Annotated in this window: 16 protein-coding genes; 12 read left to right on the top strand and 4 right to left on the bottom strand. The window is 40.3% G+C overall.

What is annotated here, in order from left to right; genetic code table 11:
* Positions 1-164: 164 nt before the first annotated feature.
* Genes CBM24_RS02790 through CBM24_RS02775 form a run of 4 tightly spaced genes read left to right on the top strand, consistent with a single transcriptional unit; the run spans position 165 to position 2,341 of the window.
* Positions 165-671, top strand: a complete 507-nt coding sequence (locus tag CBM24_RS02790; RefSeq protein WP_075990935.1) for a GbsR/MarR family transcriptional regulator — start codon at positions 165-167, stop codon at positions 669-671.
* A gap of 4 nt (positions 672-675) precedes the next feature.
* Positions 676-1,038 carry a hypothetical protein gene (locus CBM24_RS02785; RefSeq protein ID WP_088160132.1) on the top strand — a complete coding sequence of 121 codons (363 nt, stop codon included), beginning with the start codon at positions 676-678 and terminating at the stop codon, positions 1,036-1,038.
* A gap of 4 nt (positions 1,039-1,042) precedes the next feature.
* Positions 1,043-1,423: a hypothetical protein gene (locus CBM24_RS02780; protein ID WP_075990933.1), complete on the top strand. Its 381-nt coding sequence runs from the start codon at positions 1,043-1,045 to the stop codon at positions 1,421-1,423.
* A gap of 27 nt (positions 1,424-1,450) precedes the next feature.
* Positions 1,451-2,341, top strand: coding sequence for a TIGR01777 family oxidoreductase (locus tag CBM24_RS02775; RefSeq protein ID WP_088160131.1), 891 nt, complete (start codon positions 1,451-1,453; stop codon positions 2,339-2,341).
* 32 nt (positions 2,342-2,373) lie between these two features.
* Here CBM24_RS02775 and CBM24_RS02770 read toward each other — a convergent pair whose 3' ends face one another.
* Both CBM24_RS02770 and CBM24_RS02765 read right to left on the bottom strand, forming a co-directional pair.
* Positions 2,374-4,485 (bottom strand): type IA DNA topoisomerase, encoded by a 2,112-nt coding sequence (locus tag CBM24_RS02770; protein ID WP_088160130.1) that lies wholly within the window; start codon positions 4,483-4,485, stop codon positions 2,374-2,376.
* A 110-nt stretch (positions 4,486-4,595) separates the two neighbouring features.
* Complete coding sequence (locus tag CBM24_RS02765) at positions 4,596-5,954, bottom strand: deoxyguanosinetriphosphate triphosphohydrolase (protein WP_075990930.1); 1,359 nt, start codon at positions 5,952-5,954, stop codon at positions 4,596-4,598.
* 250 nt (positions 5,955-6,204) lie between these two features.
* Here CBM24_RS02765 and CBM24_RS02760 point away from each other — a divergent pair, with 250 nt between their 5' ends.
* Positions 6,205-7,263, top strand: coding sequence for an aldose epimerase family protein (locus CBM24_RS02760; RefSeq protein ID WP_075990929.1), 1,059 nt, complete (start codon positions 6,205-6,207; stop codon positions 7,261-7,263).
* A gap of 84 nt (positions 7,264-7,347) precedes the next feature.
* Here CBM24_RS02760 and argH read toward each other — a convergent pair whose 3' ends face one another.
* A complete protein-coding gene (gene argH, locus CBM24_RS02755; protein ID WP_075990928.1) occupies positions 7,348-8,679 on the bottom strand; it encodes an argininosuccinate lyase in 1,332 nt (443 codons plus the stop codon).
* 673 nt (positions 8,680-9,352) lie between these two features.
* Between argH and rbfA the strand changes: the two genes are divergently transcribed.
* The 4 genes from rbfA to CBM24_RS02735 are packed head-to-tail and all read left to right on the top strand — an operon-like array spanning position 9,353 to position 12,135.
* Complete coding sequence (gene rbfA, locus CBM24_RS02750) at positions 9,353-9,724, top strand: 30S ribosome-binding factor RbfA (protein WP_088160129.1); 372 nt, start codon at positions 9,353-9,355, stop codon at positions 9,722-9,724.
* A 29-nt stretch (positions 9,725-9,753) separates the two neighbouring features.
* Positions 9,754-10,401, top strand: a complete 648-nt coding sequence (aat, locus tag CBM24_RS02745) for a leucyl/phenylalanyl-tRNA--protein transferase (protein WP_088160128.1) — start codon at positions 9,754-9,756, stop codon at positions 10,399-10,401.
* Positions 10,394-11,482 (top strand): aminotransferase class V-fold PLP-dependent enzyme, encoded by a 1,089-nt coding sequence (locus CBM24_RS02740; protein WP_088160127.1) that lies wholly within the window; start codon positions 10,394-10,396, stop codon positions 11,480-11,482. Before aat ends, CBM24_RS02740 begins: the two co-directional genes overlap by 8 nt.
* A 2-nt stretch (positions 11,483-11,484) precedes the next feature.
* Positions 11,485-12,135 carry a hypothetical protein gene (locus tag CBM24_RS02735; RefSeq protein WP_088160126.1) on the top strand — a complete coding sequence of 217 codons (651 nt, stop codon included), beginning with the start codon at positions 11,485-11,487 and terminating at the stop codon, positions 12,133-12,135.
* A gap of 136 nt (positions 12,136-12,271) precedes the next feature.
* On the opposite strand, the gene CBM24_RS02730 is transcribed toward CBM24_RS02735, so the two are convergent.
* Positions 12,272-12,670: a hypothetical protein gene (locus CBM24_RS02730; protein ID WP_088160125.1), complete on the bottom strand. Its 399-nt coding sequence runs from the start codon at positions 12,668-12,670 to the stop codon at positions 12,272-12,274.
* Between the two features lie 221 nt (positions 12,671-12,891).
* On the opposite strand from CBM24_RS02730, the gene CBM24_RS02725 reads away from it, so the two are divergent.
* From CBM24_RS02725 to hemC, 3 genes are all read left to right on the top strand, one after another.
* Positions 12,892-13,731: a hypothetical protein gene (locus tag CBM24_RS02725; protein WP_075990922.1), complete on the top strand. Its 840-nt coding sequence runs from the start codon at positions 12,892-12,894 to the stop codon at positions 13,729-13,731.
* A 219-nt stretch (positions 13,732-13,950) separates the two neighbouring features.
* Entirely contained in the window at positions 13,951-15,192 is a 1,242-nt protein-coding gene (hemA, locus tag CBM24_RS02720) for a glutamyl-tRNA reductase (RefSeq protein ID WP_075990921.1), read from the top strand.
* A gap of 358 nt (positions 15,193-15,550) precedes the next feature.
* On the top strand, positions 15,551-17,137 hold the full coding sequence (gene hemC, locus CBM24_RS02715; protein WP_088160124.1) for a hydroxymethylbilane synthase: 1,587 nt from the start codon (positions 15,551-15,553) through the stop codon (positions 17,135-17,137).
* Positions 17,138-17,220: the final 83 nt, after the last annotated feature.

Genomic DNA, 17,220 nt, shown 5'->3' with positions numbered 1-17,220 from the left:
GATATGGTGACTTGCATTCTTAAACTTATTTTATTTTCAGAAATTATTGAAAATTCAAAAACTTTAAATACCTTTGATATAGGCAATCACAAAAAGGATGGGAAAGCCGATCGGTTCAATAGTCCGATAAAAATAAATTGAGGTATTGGCAAAATAAAAGCACGATGGAATTACAAGAAGCAAAACAACAGTTCATAGACACCTGGGGCGCATTAGGTTCTGAATGGGGGATCAACAAATCTGTTGCTCAGGTTCATGCCCTACTCCTTTCTGCAAGCAATCCCATGTCTACAGATGAGATTATGGAAAAGTTAGTGATCTCCCGCGGGAATGCCAATATGAGTATCCGGCAATTGATCGATTATGGTATTGTCTACAAAAAACATATTGCTGGTGATCGAAAGGAATATTTCGTCGCAGAGAAAGAGGTCTTAAAATGGGCGATGAAAATTGCAGTGATGCGTAAGCAGAAAGAGCTTGACCCCGTAATGGATATTCTAAAGGATATAAGCCAGAATACCGAAAAGGACCAGACTGCAGAAGGTAAGGAGTTCCATAAAACGGTAAAGGACATCCAAAATCTGACGGATCAACTCGAAACTATTGCCAACAAGATTTTCAATACAAGCGGTGGAGATTTATTAATCAAATTGATCAAACTAATGATGTAGCGTCATGAACTTCAATATCCTAGCGTACGCAATCTACGGCCTGCTCACCTGTTATATTATTCTTTGGGTCGGTCGGTTATTCCATAAAAATGGCCGGATTTTCATCCTATCGCTTTTCCGCCAGGAGGTCAACTTGGCAGATACGACAAATAATCTATTGCTGCTTGGATATTACCTACTCAACATCGGCTATGCAATCCTGCAATTTAGTTATTGGCGACAAATTGAATCATTTGATGAAATGATCTGCAGCATTGCCTTTAAAACAGGACGATTACTTTTTGTCCTTGTTGGGTTACATTACTTCAATATGCTCAGTATTTACTTCTTCGCAAAAAAAAAGAATTCATTAACCATTAAACATTAATATCATGGGAAATTTAACAGTTATCGGGTACTTTATCTACTTACCCATTGCAATAGGATTAACCTATTATGTTGCCTACGTGCTTTTTAAAAATAGCATTGTTTACATGAATGATATCTTTGCCGGTAGGCCGGAGGTAGCCCATGCGACGAATAATTTATTTCGCATTGGATTCTACCTCATGAATTTGGGATTTGCACTCTACATACTTGAAATCAGCCTGTACAAGCCGAGCATTCAGGAACTTATTGAGCGCCTGAGTTATAAAATCGGTGGATTTAGCATATATCTTGGTGTAATGCTCTTTCTTAATATGTTTCTCTTCTTTAGAGGCAAACGGATTGCAAAACAACGAAGAAACATGGATACAACCTTCAATGCATAATTAAAACAGACTGTAAATACACTTGCCATGAATAAAATAGTCATCGCTGGAGGAACAGGTTTTGTTGGACAATATCTTTCCGAGAGATTTCGTACATTAGGCTATCAGGTGATCATCATTGGCCGTCGGCCGGGCAATATCCTTTGGACCGATCGATCCGCTATTTCCGATTCACTGGAAAATGCAGCGATGCTAATCAATCTAGCCGGAAAATCTGTCAACTGTCGGTATAACGAAAAAAATAAGGCCGAAATATTTTCCTCACGAACAGCAACGACTACGCTTCACGGCGAGCTCACAGCAGGCTGTACCAATCCACCAAAGCTATGGCTAAACGCGAGTACCGCCACCATCTATCGTCACGCCGAAGATCGTCCAATGACAGAAAATTCGGGGGAGATCGGAACAGGTTTTTCCGTTGATGTTGCAACATTATGGGAAAAAACCTTTTTCGACTTCAAATCGGAAAAGACAAGACAGGTGGCGCTTCGGATGGCGATAGTTTTGGGCGCAGATGGAGGGGTCATCCTTCCTTTTAAAAACCTCGTTCGTACTGGCCTCGGTGGAATACAGGGAAATGGTCAGCAATATTTTAGCTGGATTCATATTGAAGATCTATTTCAAATCATTTTATTCTTACAGGGTCGTGATGACATCGCCGGTATCATAAATTGTGCGGCACCCAACCCGATTACGAATAAGACTTTTATGGCAACTTTTCGACAGGTAATGAACCGTAAAATTGGCCTACCATCTCCAAAATGGCTACTGGAAATAGGTGCGGCTTTAATTGGCACGGAGACAGAGCTGCTTTTAAAAAGCCGTTGGGTATTACCTGAAAGGTTGGAGAACAGTGGATTTACCTTCAAGTTTCCAACGATTTCAACTGCTTTGCAGGATATTTTGCAGCGGGGATAAAAACCGAAAAGATAAATACGTGGGGTAAACCATTATCCCACGTTAACCTTGAAATTTTCAAATACAAGCGGCGCAGTGACAATAGCGCCCTCGTTATTTTTTACGCCTTTAAACTCGGAGGTTTTTCCTTTCTCCAGCAGGTTCTTCATCTCTTTTTCGTCCAGAAAGATACCATTTAATGTCCGCCAGATCTTAAAATCACATCCACGGGCATAATGGTCGCACTGGGCCACTTTATCGTAGAGCAAAATCAATCCCTTCTCACATTTCGGACATTTTATCTTTCCTTTTTGTTGAGGTTTAACTTCCTCTTGTGCGAGAGAAATCCGCAGTGTCAACAATTCTTTTGTGATTTTGGCCGTATAGTCCTTAATATGTTTCATAAAAACATCATAAGACACCTTATTGGCCCGCATTTCCTCCAGCTTCTGCTCCCATTTACCGGTCAAAGTTACTTTGGCAATGGAACGATCTTTTACAAGATTGTATACCGCAAGCCCCTTTTCCGTTGGAATCAGTTTTTTCTTGTCGCGCTTAATATAATCACGTTGGAAAAGTGTTTCGATGGTTGCAGCACGCGTAGCAGGTGTACCAAGTCCACAGTCCTTCATAGCCTGTCGCATCTCATCGTCTTCAATTTCCTTTCCCGAGGTTTCCATGGCCTTCAATAACGAAGCTTCGGTATGTATGGGTCTTGCTTTGGTAAAACGTTCGGCAAGTTCGAGGGTCAGAATCTGCAATAATTCCTCGGCTAATAGCTTCGGTAATTGCGCATTTTCGTTATCCTGATCGTCATTGTTTTTATCTTCATCAGGCGCTTCGATCTGCTCCGCGGAAAGACGCCAGCCGTATTGCTTGATCACAGTACCTTTGGCGATAAGTTCAACTCCCTGCGCATCAATTGTCACGGTGGTAATATCTTTTATACAAACTTCCGAGAAACTTTCCACCATACGCTTGGCAATCATATTGTAAACGTTCTGTTGCTCTTTGAGCATGGGCCCCGGCTTTTCATCCGTCACCAACAAGGCATGGTGATCAGTTACCTTTTTGTCATCGACAGAACGTTTGTTCAATTTTGCGCCGATCAGATTTTTTGCAATAGACGCGATGGATTCATCTGCGGTATCTGCTAAATGTTGAAAAAGTGCGCCAATTTCTTCAAAAACATCCTCACCGATGTAACGGGAGCCCGTACGCGGATAAGTGATGACCTTCTTTTCGTAAAGTGTTTGCGCAATACTCAGTGTCTGATCTGCCGAATAACCATATTTTTTATTTGCATCCTGTTGCAGCGATGTCAAATCAAATAGCAAGGGTGGCTGTTCTTTTGTTTCTTTGGCTTCCACCTTTGCCACACGGGCATTGGAACCAACGGTCAATCGCGCAATGGTTTGCTCGGCAACATCCTTTTTATCGATCTTATTGGAGGTTGCCTTAAAACTGATATTGTCTTTTTCAAACCCGGCCTGGATTTTATAAAATGCCTGGGGTTTAAAATCTTTGTTTTCCAGATAGCGTGAACAAATCATGGCCAAAGTTGGCGTCTGTACACGGCCCAAAGAAAGTAATCCTTTATTTCCCGCCGCCAAGGTGATGGCCTGCGTCGCATTGATACCGATGAGCCAATCTGATTCCGAACGTGAGCGGGCAGACATATATAGGCTATCGTATTCCGCACCTGCTTTCAGATTGGCAAATCCTTCTTTAATGGCCTTATCTGTTTGACTCGATATCCAAAGACGTTTAAAAGGAACTTTAGAACCCAAAAAATAGTATATATTACGAAAGATCAACTCCCCTTCCCGTCCAGCATCGGTAGCCACAATGATTTCTTCGGCCTGTTCTAAAAGGGATTTTATGGTGTTGAGTTGCTTAACTGCTCCGCTATCATCCATCTGCTTGCCATCACGTTTCACCTTCTTCGACTCCAGCTTAAATGTTGGTGGAATGATCGGCAAGTTCGAGATTGTCCACGAATTGTATCCGTAAGCCTGTGGCGTACAGAGTTGAACCAAATGACCAAAAGCATACGTAAAAGCATAGCCATTGCCGGCGATATAACCGTCTTTGACTTCCTTCGCCCCCATCACTCGAGCTAGATCACGCGCCACGGAGGGCTTTTCAGCAATTACAACCTTCATTTTAGATATGAGATGTTAGATTTTCGATCCGAGACTAGCTGTAATGCCCGAGGGTATTACAGCTAGTCTCAATTTAATATTGATGTTTTAACCCTTTACCTTAAACGTCCCTATTCTATGGATGGTATCGTTATTCCTTTGATTTTACGATACAGCTCTATCGCATAAACATCAGTCATACCTGAAACAAAATCCAATACACAACGAATTTTCGAATACGAATCTTGTTTGTCCGTATAAAATTGTTCAGGAATTAACGCAACTAGCTTTTTATCGTAATTGTTCTTGTTCTTCTTCAGGTATGCCGGAACAAATTCTTTCAATAGGGCATCCATCACCCGGTAGCCAGCAATCTCAATCTGTACAACTGTGGGTGCATTATAGATTTTTGCAATGGAAATCTTCGAGATTTTGTTCATTTGTGTAACAATATCTTCATCTAGGGCATCCATCAACGCTGATGCGAAAGTTCCTGACAGAAACTTGTCCTGCTCACGTACAAAGACATCAACACATCCTTTAATCAAGGTATTGATCGCTTTGGCACGTAACAATGCTACGCGGCTTGGGGTATCCAGCAATCCATCGAGTCTGTCACGAAGATTTTCTTTACCACATAGTGGCAATAGTAATTCTTCGACTTCCTGATAGGACAATATTTTAAGATGATGAGCATCTTCTAAGTCAATAATATTGTAACAGATATCATCTGCAGCCTCCACGAGATAAACCAGGGGATGTCTCAGATAGCCCTTTGGATTAGAGGGATCTTTTAATAGTCCCAATTCATTGGCAACCTTCTCAAACGCCTTTTGTTCTTCTGTAAAAAAGCCATATTTCTTGCGGTGATGGCTCTTCTTAAGGTGGCCATCAATTGCCAAACAGGGGTATTTTACAATGGAAGCCAGCGAAGTATAGGTCAATGCAAAACCTTTGGGATCCTTGCCCTGGAAGGCATGCGTCAAAATCCGCAGGGCATTTGCATTTCCTTCAAAGTGGGTCAGATCTGCCCATTCTTCGGCTGTGACCTGCTCTTGGTATTTACGTCCATCTCCATCTGTGAAATACGTAGATATGGCGGATTCACCCGAGTGGCCAAAGGCTGGGTTGCCCAAGTCATGTGAAAGACATGCCGCCGAGATAATATTTCCGACTTCTTGCAGAAAGGGGTAATCATTATCCAGGTTTGGATTTTCCTCTTTCAGCTGCGCATAAAACATACGCCCCAAAGAGCGTCCCACACTGGCAACTTCTAAACTATGTGTCAATCTATTGTGCACGAATACAGCACCAGGAAGTGGAAAAACCTGCGTCTTATTCTGTAATCTCCGAAATGGGGATGAAAAGATCAAACGATCATAATCCCGTTGAAATTCCGACCGGGCCACAAGGTAACTATCTACGCTCCGATCTTCGTAACCCCAGCGCTTTGCAGAGAGCAAATCTTTCCAATTCATTTTTTCAGACATAGCGCAAACTTAGATAAATTTGCCTTTAAATACAATTATAATCATAGGATACAGCTTCGGAAATTATCCGAATGACTGTCCGCATATCGCTATATTTTACTCCTGTTATTCACCTATTCAGGAGTCATTATTGCAACAGTATCCATGATTGCATTTCAAAATGACAAATTTTACAAACAGCTGTTATCAAAGTCATTTTTATACAGGTTATATTCTGTATCTTTAACCTAAATACCAATAGGGATCCATCATGACGAAATATCAAACACTTATTCCAAAACATTTTGAAGGTACAATCGAAGGCAAAAACACGCATTTGCTCTTATTAAAAAACGAAGGAGGGATGCAGGTACTCTTAACGGATTACGGTGCACGTATTGTCAGTATTTTGGTACCTGATAACAAGGGAAATTTAGTGGATGTAGCACTGGGCTTCGATTCAATTCAGGCCTACCTAGATTCTGATGAGAAATACCATGGATGCACAGCAGGGCGTTTCGCCAATCGCATTGCTGCGGGTAAATTTGAAATCGACGGAAAACACTATACGCTTCCGCAAAACAATGGCAATAATTGTCTTCATGGTGGTATTTCGGGCTTTCATGATAAGGTTTGGGACAGAAGGGTAACTTATCAATCGCACGTCGAATTTTATTATGTTTCCCCAGATGGTGAAGAGGGCTTCCCAGGAAACTTAAAAGTTATGGTTTCTTATACCCTGACCAGAAATAACGAGATCATTATCAAATATCATGCGCAATCGGATGCCGATACGCACGTCAACTTGACCAATCATACGTACTTCAATCTGGATGGGGAAGGCAGTGGCGACGTATTGCAGCAAATCCTTCAGATCAACTCAGATGAGGTCTTATTTGTAGACGACAACCAGATACCAAATGCAATAGTACCTGTGGAGGGCACCGCCTTCGACTTCCGCATACCCAAACCTATTGTTCAAGATATTACTGCAAATAACGAACAATTGATCGCTGCCAAAGGCTATGACCATTGTTATGTCAACAACCAGCCTATTTCGCAGCCTTGTGCAACAGTCTATTCAAAAAACACAGGCATTCAGCTGGATGTTTTTACAACGGAGCCTGGTGTACAGCTCTATACAGCAAACTGGATGACGGGAAATGATTTTGGCAAAAGAGGTTATAAATATTTGCCTTATGCCGGATTTTGTCTGGAAACACAGCATTTTCCGGATACGCCCAATCAGGCGGAATTTCCTTCAACCCTGTTAAAAGCGGGCGAATCGTTCGACTCCGAGACACATTTTAAGTTCTCTATAAAAAAATAAGAAAAGAAAACGGCCGGTAAGCATGTGCTTACCGGCCGTTTTATGTTGATGTGCTGTTTCCTTTGTAGGGTCACAGCACATTTTTTATTTTAAAAGATCATCCAATGCTGATTCGACTTTTTCAAAACCAAAAGTTGCTTTGACCTCTCCGAACATACGTTGAATCTGATCATTGCATAGATTTCCAATGCTTCCTTCGTGCGTATGGTTTACCTCTTTTGATGGCTTGAAACGGCCTTCATCGATATCAATGCCGATAGTCCTGTAGGCCTCCCGGAAAGGAACCCCTTTCAGAACCTCGTTGTTCACGACTTCAACAGAGAACAAATAATCGTATTTTGGATCGTCCAAGATATTCTCTTTAACGGAAATGTTTTCCAACATGAAAGTTGCTATTTCAAGACATTCATTCAGCGATTTAAAAGCCGGGAATAAATTTTCCTTTAACAATTGAAGATCTCTATGATAACCAGACGGCAGGTTGGTAGTCATCAACGCAATTTCATTTGGCAATGCCTGTATCTTATTACAGCGTGAACGGATCAACTCAAAGACATCTGGATTCTTTTTATGCGGCATGATGCTCGATCCCGTCGTTAAATGTGCCGGAAAGGAGATAAAGCCAAAATTTTGATTAATATACAGACATACGTCCATTGCAAATTTGGCCAATGTCGCCGCGATGGAACTCATGCCCTGTGCCAAGATACGTTCGGTCTTTCCTCTCCCCATCTGTGCATAAACCACATTGTAATTTAGGTCTTCAAATCCCAGCAATTGCGTCGTCATCGTTCTATTTAATGGAAAAGATGATCCATAGCCTGCAGCAGATCCTAAAGGATTCTTATTACAGACCTTCCAGGCGGCACGCATCATCTCCAGATCATCAACAAGGCTTTCTGCGTAAGCACCAAACCATAATCCAAAAGATGAAGGCATTGCAATCTGCAAGTGCGTGTATCCCGGAATCAGAATATGCTTATATCGCTCGCTGAGTTGGATCAATTCATTAAAAAGAGCTTCTGTATTCTGGATGATATGCTGAATCTCTGAGCGGAAGTATAATTTTAGATCGACCAAAACCTGGTCATTACGGGATCTGCCGGAGTGAATTTTCTTACCTGCCTCTCCAATACGCTGTGTAAGCAGCATTTCGACCTGTGAATGCACATCTTCTACCGAGTCCTCAATACGAAAGTCACCGGCTAAAATTTCTTTATAGATATTTTTCAGTTCTTTTTGTACAAGCACTAGATCCTCATCGGTCATCAGATTTATGCTATTCAACATGCGTGTATGGGCCAATGAACCCAAAACATCCGCAGCAGCAAGTTGCAGGTCCATTACGCGGTCATTGCCCACCGTAAACGATTCTACAAAAGAATCGACATCTATATTTTTTTGCCAGATTTTCATTCGTATAATTTCTTTTTGATCCCGTTATTATCAAAAGCCTTTGGTCGGTTTAGCGTTGATTGAAGCTCCTGATAATTCTATCACATACAATTTTTACAAAAATACCAATTGCAAATGGTTATATCAATGCAAAGATTGCATACATTTTGCTCGGACAATTTGATGAAAAACAAAAAATCTCGTGAAAAAAAAGGGCCGTTACAAAAAAAATTAAATGTTAAAAGTTTGTTAAATCGCGATAAACACACATTATAAGTAACCACTCACTTTATTTTTAAAAGTTATTTTGTCAGTTTTTTAAGTATTCCTATGTTTGTAGTGTAAGGGAGATGAAAAAATAAAAGATGGTAAGGTTAGTAAATACTTACCGCTTTAAATACACCGAAATTTCAAACCAAATATGATAGACCCCAAAGTCTTAAAACTTGAAAGAAATTACCTAACCAATTGTGAATCGAAATTTAAAGGCACGTCAAACCAAGATGTGCCTTTTTTCTTGTGCTGCTTATTTTATTGTTTTCAAAGCTGTAATCCGTTCGCTACCAATCGATGGTTTATTGTATATTTTTTGTCAAGTAAGCGATAAGAGGTCGAGCCAAATTTCTCTTTTAATTGAAATTTTGGCTATTTTTGTTTGACATAATTGAGAATATTCAACATAGAAACGTATACGATGGGAACAGAAAGCAAGAGACAGCAACGTTTTGCTGGGGTGATTCAACAGGATTTAGCAGCATTATTTCAACGCGAAGGTAATTCATGGGCTCCTGGAGCATTTATTACGGTTACACGGGTTCGTGTTACGCCGGATTTAGCGATTGCCCGCGTTTACGTGAGCTTTTTAAACACAAAAACGGCACAGGAGGATATTAAGGCCATTCGTTCCAAAACATCTGAAATACGCTACAAACTGGGTGCAAAAATTAAGAACCAGGTAAAGATTGTTCCTCAATTGGAGTTCTTCCTCGATGATACCAACGAATATGTTGAACACATGGATAAACTATTTGAAGAGATAGGCAAAGAACCGCGTCAACCAGAATAGTACCATCTATCGCAGCATGTTAAATAACCATGGTATTTGAACTGGATACGAAAAGACTGGAGTTTCCACACCCAAGCTATGCAGAAGAAGATGGTTTACTCGCCGTAGGTGGAGATCTTTCGGTAGATCGTTTGCTACTGGCCTATAGTAACGGAATTTTCCCCTGGTTCAGTGATGATAGCCCGATACTTTGGTATGCCCCAAATCCCCGATTTGTGATCGATCCGTCCAAGATCAAGATCAGCAAGAGCATGGCGAGTGTTCTCCGGAAAAAAACATTTTCCTTATCGATAGACCGCAGCTTTAAAGAAGTCATTCGGCTTTGCGCAACTATGAATAGAAAAGATCAGACTGGAACCTGGATAACACAGGACATGATCGAAGCATATAGTAAACTTGCGGAGCTGGGGTATGCACATTCGGTGGAAGTTTGGCAAGATGGTATACTGGTTGGGGGGCTTTATGGCGTGTTAATCAATGGGGTCTTTTGTGGCGAAAGCATGTTTTCAAAAGTCGCCAACGCTTCGAAAGCGGCTCTGATTTACATCGCCCAAGAAATTGAACTTCGTTTAATTGATTGCCAATTTCACACGGATCATTTGGAAAGCATGGGCGGAGAATACCTCTCCTTGACAGATTATTTAGCAATACTAACAAAAGACCAAAGACATGAGTAATCCCTATCGTAAACATTTTGACATCGCTTCAGCGGTAACTTACCTCACCACACCAGGATCCGGCTTACTTTCACGTGAAACAAAGGCCTGGCGCGCCAAAAGAGACCAAGATTTCTTCGACGCGAACAGCACCTTACGTGAACAGCAAGGTGCAACTTTAGATGCCTGTCGGGATACGCTCGGTAAATTTTTCAATTGCCCTTCCCAAAATGTCTTCTTATCAAGTTGTTTTTCCTTTGCCTTCAATGCGCTATTGGCAGGTTTACCAAAACAAGCTAAGGTTTTATTACTGAATAATGATTATCCTTCCGTTAATTTTCCGACGATATTAAGTGGTTTTGAACACCAATTTGTCACGATGGACGAACAATTGGAAACGAATTTATTGGACACAATAGCAACATTCAAACCAGATGTTCTCATCCTTTCCATTGTTCAATATATTTCGGGGTTAAAAATAGATCTATCCTTCATACAGGAATTAAAGCATCAGCATCCCGAGTTGTTGATTGTAGGCGACGGCACCCAATACTTAGGGACAGATCTTTTTGATTTCGCACTTTCTGGCTTTGACGCCGTATTATCAAGTGGATACAAATGGCTTATGGCTGGCTTTGGTAATGGCTTTGTCCTCTTAAGTGAAAGACTCAAAGCGATGCTTTATGCGGATATCCAAAAAAATTACAGCTTCCTCAACAATCAATGGATGAATAAATCTGTGGTACAACTCTGTTTTGAACCAGGGCATTTGGACACACTATCGCACGGAACGCTACAGCAGTCTCTTCTTCAATTGGAGGAATGGGGCTTTGCCGAAACTGTGGCCTATACCCAAAAATTGATCGAAGATGCCCGCACAGAACTTGCCGACAGAAAACTGTTATTGGACAGCATCATCAATAGACGTCCACAGAGTAATATTTTCAATATTCAGATCAACCCAGACAATTATCAAACACTCCTGGATGAGGGCATAAAATGCTTTCCCCGAGGTTCGGGAATCCGTGTCGGATTTCATTTATACAATGACCACGCGGACCTTGAGAAGCTACTATATATTATTGACACAAAAGTAAAGTAAACATGAAATTTAGAATAGGCGACTTAGTACGGTTTGTCGATGAACCCATTGAGGGGCATATCACATCCATGCAGCCCAACGATATTGTAGGCGTTACAGACGACACTGGTTTTGAGATTCCGGTACCCATGGATAAAATTACCCTTGTCTTCGGTAATATGCGCCGTGCAGATGATGAACTTGACCAACATGCGACACCACTGACACCACATCGATTTATCGAAAAAGGAATACTTTTGGCCATCTCGGGAGATCACAAAGATGGACTTGCCAAATTACACATCATCAATGAAACGAGTTTTGAGCTTCTGGTATCCGTCGCTGAAGCTACAGCGAATAAAGTGAAAGGTATTTTCAGTAATAAGATACCACCGCATGACTCTATGCAGTTTTACACAGGCAACTTTGCAAATGTTGGTAAATGGCCTACCTTCCGTTTTCAGATCATACGTCATAGCGGCAGTTTGCAGGAACTGACCTCACCAATCAACAGAGAACAACGTGTTCGTCCTGTAGATCTTACTAATCCAAAAGTCCTTAACGAAATTTTGGATGAAAAAATATGGTCTTACGAACTGGATAAGATTGAAGAGGATTTAGGACTGGACAAGCTAAAAAGTCATTTCGTACCGCATCGTCCAAATAAAAAATAAGCTAGATGAATTTCATCTAGCTTATTTTTTTCTGAAACTGCTTGATCTTATTGGCCAGAAAGAACCTCCAGTCCGCTTTGATTGCTGTTGGTGTCTGCGAAGTCATGAAAGTTTTATTTGGACAAACGGCTTTATTTTATTCAGTTGTCGCAGAAACCTTCTTGGTACTCAACAATAACATTAAAATTCCAATCAAATAGACAACCCAGCCCCAGCGCATGTGCAAGGATTTAGAAAGCAATTTATCGGCAAATCCCCAACCGAAATAGTTATTGATCTTAAACCAGACCGCTGTTATACTCAACAGGTACCAACAGGCGGCTAATCGAGTCATCCATTGATAAGCTCGAACTGCACGAACAAAAAATAAAAGGGCAGTTACCCCCAGAATAAGTAATGTAATAAAGAATAAATAGGCATCTACCTGATATAAATTCCAATTTCCTTTAATAGGCACTTTTAAGAACGGCGTCATGCTGGACAAAAAAGAAATGACTAGTCCAACGATGGCAACGTATTTTTTGATAATAATCATGATTCAAATTCCTTTAAAACTGCTACGAATATAAGTTGAATATTGACACATATATAACTTGTATTTCACTTTTTGAAAAATTATTCTATTTTTAAGCGCAATTAACGCTTAGAACAAATAAAAAACAAAGCTAACAAAAAGAATATCAGTCATTTAAACCTTATTTTTCTCTTGTTTAAAAGAGATGAGTATAATTTTTAGCATTAAGCCGAACAATAAACATGAAAAGAGAAGTTGAAGAAATCGCTGCAGAACAACCCGCACAGCCAAATAAAAAGAAAAGGGTATATATCATTATTGGCGCCGTCCTATTGGTTATTCTAGCGGGTGGCGGGTATTACAATTATAGCCAGCGACAAGCTTTCGACGGCTTGCAGGTAGACAGTGCCGCCACGGCTGCCGTCGGATTTGACAATGCCGATCCCAAAGACCTGGAAGATGCTGATGGATGGAGTTCATTAGAAGACTATCAACATTGGAATAATGCAATCTTCACTCTTCCGGAATACGACAACATTCCATTACGCTACAGAAGGGGGATTACAAAGATATTTATGGGCAATAGCTACCTAGAGCCCGTAGATGATAAACCTATATACAAGTTTACCCGGATAAAAGATCGGGCTAAATCTGTTTTCTGCTATGGAAACTTTACAGATCGCAACGATTCAGACAGTTGGAATAAAGAAATGGCTTTCCTAGTAGAAAAGAACGACTACCAGAGTAGTGCCATCTGGATCATATCGGCAAAAGGCGATATTTTATTCTGGAAGGAATATTCAAGCGAACTGCCACTCATTAACAGCTTCAAAAAGGGACAGAAAATTTTTATGGACGAGATGAAGTTAGTACCTGCTCCTGCCGATGGAATTATTGTCAAGAACAAAAACTCCAAGTACGCATTAATTTACAATAAAAGCAGCAAGACCTTCGACAGCTATTATCAATATAGTGATAGTGAAATTCAAGAAGCTACTACTTCTGAAGAAGAACCTTATGTGGAAGAATTGGAAGATGTTACCATCGACTCTGCAAGCACAAATACGGGTATTAAAGAATAGATTATCGTATTTTATCGCTTAAAATTTTCGTCACGATGTATCGTGACGAAAATCATTTAGCATCAATCTATAACATAAGTAATTATAAAACAGATTATTAAATAGAAAAAACAACTATTTAAAATCTTTCTAAATTAATCCCTTTGACAGATTTTTGACACAAGCACAAAGCTTTTAAGCTACATTTGTACCGTTAAATATAAGCGAGGGATTAGAGCTTTGAAAAATCTTAAAGTATTAGCGTTTACTCATAAACATGTCGAACTAAAAGATCTAGGTAATCTAGTAATCTGCAATGAGGATTTAGAAAGTCGCCTCATCAATCTAAAGCATAGCCTAGACATTCCAGAGATCTTTTATATTGGTACTTGTAACCGAGTAGAGTTTGTATTTTATGGTGCTCATGAATTGACCCATGAATTCATTGCTGATTTTATGGGGAAATTAAACTTCTGTGTACCTCAGGAAAGACTACAATGTTACTTGGGACAGGTCAACAAATACGAGGGTATGGATGCTTTAAATCACCTGCTTCGGATGTCATGTTCACTTGAAAGTCTTGTTGTTGGTGAAAAAGAAATTTTGGCGCAGGTACGTCGGGCATATGATCGTTGTAGAGAAGCTGGTTTTACTGGAGATTTTCTACGTCTGATGATGGATCGTCTCGTAAAAACTGCTAAAGAAGTATACACCTATACTAAAATTTCCAGAAACCCAATTTCCGTTGTCTCTCTTGCCTATCGCAAATTACGCGAATTAAAACTGGTTGAAAACCCTAGGATCGTCATCATTGGTTCTGGAGAAACCAATCAGAATTTAGCAAAATATTTTCAGAAGAACCAAAAAGCTAAGTTCGTTATTTTCAACCGCACAGTGGAGAATGCAAAGGCCCTAGCTGAAGAATTAAATGCTGAAGCTTACCCCTTGGCTGATATTGATCAGTACAAAGAAGGTTTTGATATTCTGATTACTTGTACAGGTGCGCCTACCTCCATTATTGACAACACACTTTACCAATCGTTATTAAACGGAGAAACTGATAAGAAAATTATCATTGACTTAGCCGTTCCGAATGATGTTGATGCTGAAGTTCTCCAAAATAATCCGATTCATTATATCGAAGTGAGCAGCTTACAAGCTATTGCGGAGAAAAACATCCAAGAGCGTTATAATGAATTGGAGAGTGCCGAAAAGATTATCCAGGACAATATCCAAGAATTTTTACCTTTAATCAAACAGCGACGCGTAGAAGTTGCTATGCGTGAGGTTCCTGAGAAGATTAAAGAAATTAAATCATTCGCTCTAAATGAGGTTTTTGCCCAAGAGGTTCAAGCCCTAACCCCCGAAGCGAGAGAGGTCTTGGAAAAAGTCATCAACTATATGGAAAAGAAATACATCAAGGTTCCAATGGTTATGGCGAAAGAAATTTTGGTTAAAACTCCAGAAACGGAAAAGAACTAATACTAAACCTGCTCTTGGAGCAGTGATTTCCTTCTACTTTTTATTATCACCCTAGGTTTTGTACTAAGGTTATTCTGCTCGCTGAATGTGCTCTGCTCACATCCCATGGAGCTACCCTTTGACTGTTTCCCATAAATTTCGGTTTATCAATTATTTCCTGACATATAATGACAGTAACGTGTCAACATATTCCTTCTATTTATTTATTTTTGCTCTGATTAATGGTATTAAACACATTTTTCCGAAATTGTTCATTTTCCGGGGCTCAATTGAATTGAAACACATTCTGTGCTAGTTGAATACGTAGCTACCGGTGGAGCATCTTTGTGATTGTTTTAATAGGTAAAGTAAAATTAACGTGAATAGAAAACTAATTATCGGTACCCGGGGAAGCGTTCTTGCCATGTGGCAGGCAAATTTTGTAAAAGATCGATTGGCAGAAATCGGAATTGAAGCAGAATTAAAAGTCATTAAAACACAAGGTGACATTATTCAACACCTTCGTTTGGATAAATTAGAAGGCAAAGGATTTTTCACTAAAGAGCTTGAGGAAGAGCTTTTAAGCGGGACCATTGATTTAGCTGTACACTCACACAAAGATTTACCTACGGTCAATCCTCCAGGATTGATCATTGCAGCGGTTTCTGAGCGCGAAGATCCAGCTGAATTATTGATTATCCACAAAGATTGTGTAGACATCAAAAAACGTCTTTCATTAAAGCACAATGCGACAGTTGGAACATCATCTAACCGTAGAAAAGCGCAGATCTCGGCACTACGTCCTGATCTAGAATTTGACGATCTCCGTGGTAATTTGCAGACAAGAATCCAAAAACTACGTGATGAGCAATATGATGCCATAGTACTTGCAAAAGCAGGTATTAGCCGTATTGAAATGGATATTACAGATTTTCATGTGGAGGAGATTCCTCCTGTTGAAATTATTCCGGCACCAGCGCAAGGGGTACTTGCTATTCAGATCCGTGAGGTTGACAGGGAACTTTTTGGAGCTTTACAGCCCCTGAATAATGAAGAAGTGGCAAAAACAATCTCCGTAGAACGTTTGGTATTAAATAAATTTGACGCCGGCTGTCATGCGCCACTTGGCTGTTATTGCCGCAAAAGCGGCGATGAATACGAAGCTTGGGCCTCTATTGCTGAAACAAGTGAAGATTTCCCTGATCGTGTTTACCTTAGAGATACCGATGCGACACGTTTAGCGGAGCGAATTTTCAATAAGTATGCAAAGGATAGAAAGCTTCCACAATCTGTATTTATCTCCCGGGAGGTAGACGAAAATTCCTATTTCGCAAGAGCAATGGGCAAGCATAATATTACTATTGAGGGCCGTTCTTTAATCAAAATATTCCCTATTATCAATAAACTGGATCCTTTTATCCTAAAACACGTTGACTGGATTATATTTTCAAGCAAAAATGGTATTGAGCACTTTTTCAATTTAGAGCCTCGTTTGAGCAAAAAGACCAAGATCGGTGTCATTGGCCGCGGCTCGGAAGAGATTTTGCGTAAATATGACCGCGTTGCTGATTTCTCTGGCGACAGTGAGGGCATCAATATGGAGGAAATTGCGAAGAAATTTGCTGAATTGGCCAATGGTGGTACCGTGCTTATTCCACGTGCGAAAGAATCTTTGGAAACAATCCAAAAAGCGTTAAGCCCGGAGACGAAAATCATCAATATACCGGTATACGAAACGGTCTTAGAAGAAAATGTAGATCCATCCAATGCGGAAGTATTGGTTTTTACCAGTCCAAGCAACGTGGAAGCTTATTTTGCGGACAATCTGTTGGAACCGGGCCAGAAAGTAATTTGTATTGGCCGCTCTACCGGTGCAAAGTTTGATGAGATGAATGTCCCTTATACACTTCCTTATTCTCCAGATGAAATAGGTCTTTCTGAAGCCGTTTTTGGATTGGAGTATTAGAATCGTATAAAGTAGTTTGTATTTCAACGTCGGTAAACGATTCCACTGACTTTGAAATAAACAACATAGATCATAAATAATCT

The organism is Sphingobacterium sp. G1-14 (assembly GCF_002196555.1).
Lineage (GTDB): Bacteria > Bacteroidota > Bacteroidia > Sphingobacteriales > Sphingobacteriaceae > Sphingobacterium > Sphingobacterium siyangense.
This window is presented reverse-complemented; position numbering and strand designations above follow the sequence as displayed.

Coding starts and splice junctions, on each gene's coding strand:
- CBM24_RS02790 (WP_075990935.1), top strand. CDS start 165: ATGGAATTACAAGAAGCAAAACAACAGTTCATAGACACCTGGGGCGCA.
- aat (WP_088160128.1), top strand. CDS start 9,754: ATGGTATTTGAACTGGATACGAAAAGACTGGAGTTTCCACACCCAAGC.
- CBM24_RS02730 (WP_088160125.1), bottom strand. CDS start 12,670: ATGATTATTATCAAAAAATACGTTGCCATCGTTGGACTAGTCATTTCT.
- CBM24_RS02780 (WP_075990933.1), top strand. CDS start 1,043: ATGGGAAATTTAACAGTTATCGGGTACTTTATCTACTTACCCATTGCA.
- argH (WP_075990928.1), bottom strand. CDS start 8,679: ATGAAAATCTGGCAAAAAAATATAGATGTCGATTCTTTTGTAGAATCG.
- CBM24_RS02770 (WP_088160130.1), bottom strand. CDS start 4,485: ATGAAGGTTGTAATTGCTGAAAAGCCCTCCGTGGCGCGTGATCTAGCT.
- CBM24_RS02765 (WP_075990930.1), bottom strand. CDS start 5,954: ATGTCTGAAAAAATGAATTGGAAAGATTTGCTCTCTGCAAAGCGCTGG.
- CBM24_RS02760 (WP_075990929.1), top strand. CDS start 6,205: ATGACGAAATATCAAACACTTATTCCAAAACATTTTGAAGGTACAATC.
- CBM24_RS02735 (WP_088160126.1), top strand. CDS start 11,485: ATGAAATTTAGAATAGGCGACTTAGTACGGTTTGTCGATGAACCCATT.
- rbfA (WP_088160129.1), top strand. CDS start 9,353: ATGGGAACAGAAAGCAAGAGACAGCAACGTTTTGCTGGGGTGATTCAA.
- CBM24_RS02740 (WP_088160127.1), top strand. CDS start 10,394: ATGAGTAATCCCTATCGTAAACATTTTGACATCGCTTCAGCGGTAACT.
- CBM24_RS02785 (WP_088160132.1), top strand. CDS start 676: ATGAACTTCAATATCCTAGCGTACGCAATCTACGGCCTGCTCACCTGT.
- CBM24_RS02775 (WP_088160131.1), top strand. CDS start 1,451: ATGAATAAAATAGTCATCGCTGGAGGAACAGGTTTTGTTGGACAATAT.
- CBM24_RS02725 (WP_075990922.1), top strand. CDS start 12,892: ATGAAAAGAGAAGTTGAAGAAATCGCTGCAGAACAACCCGCACAGCCA.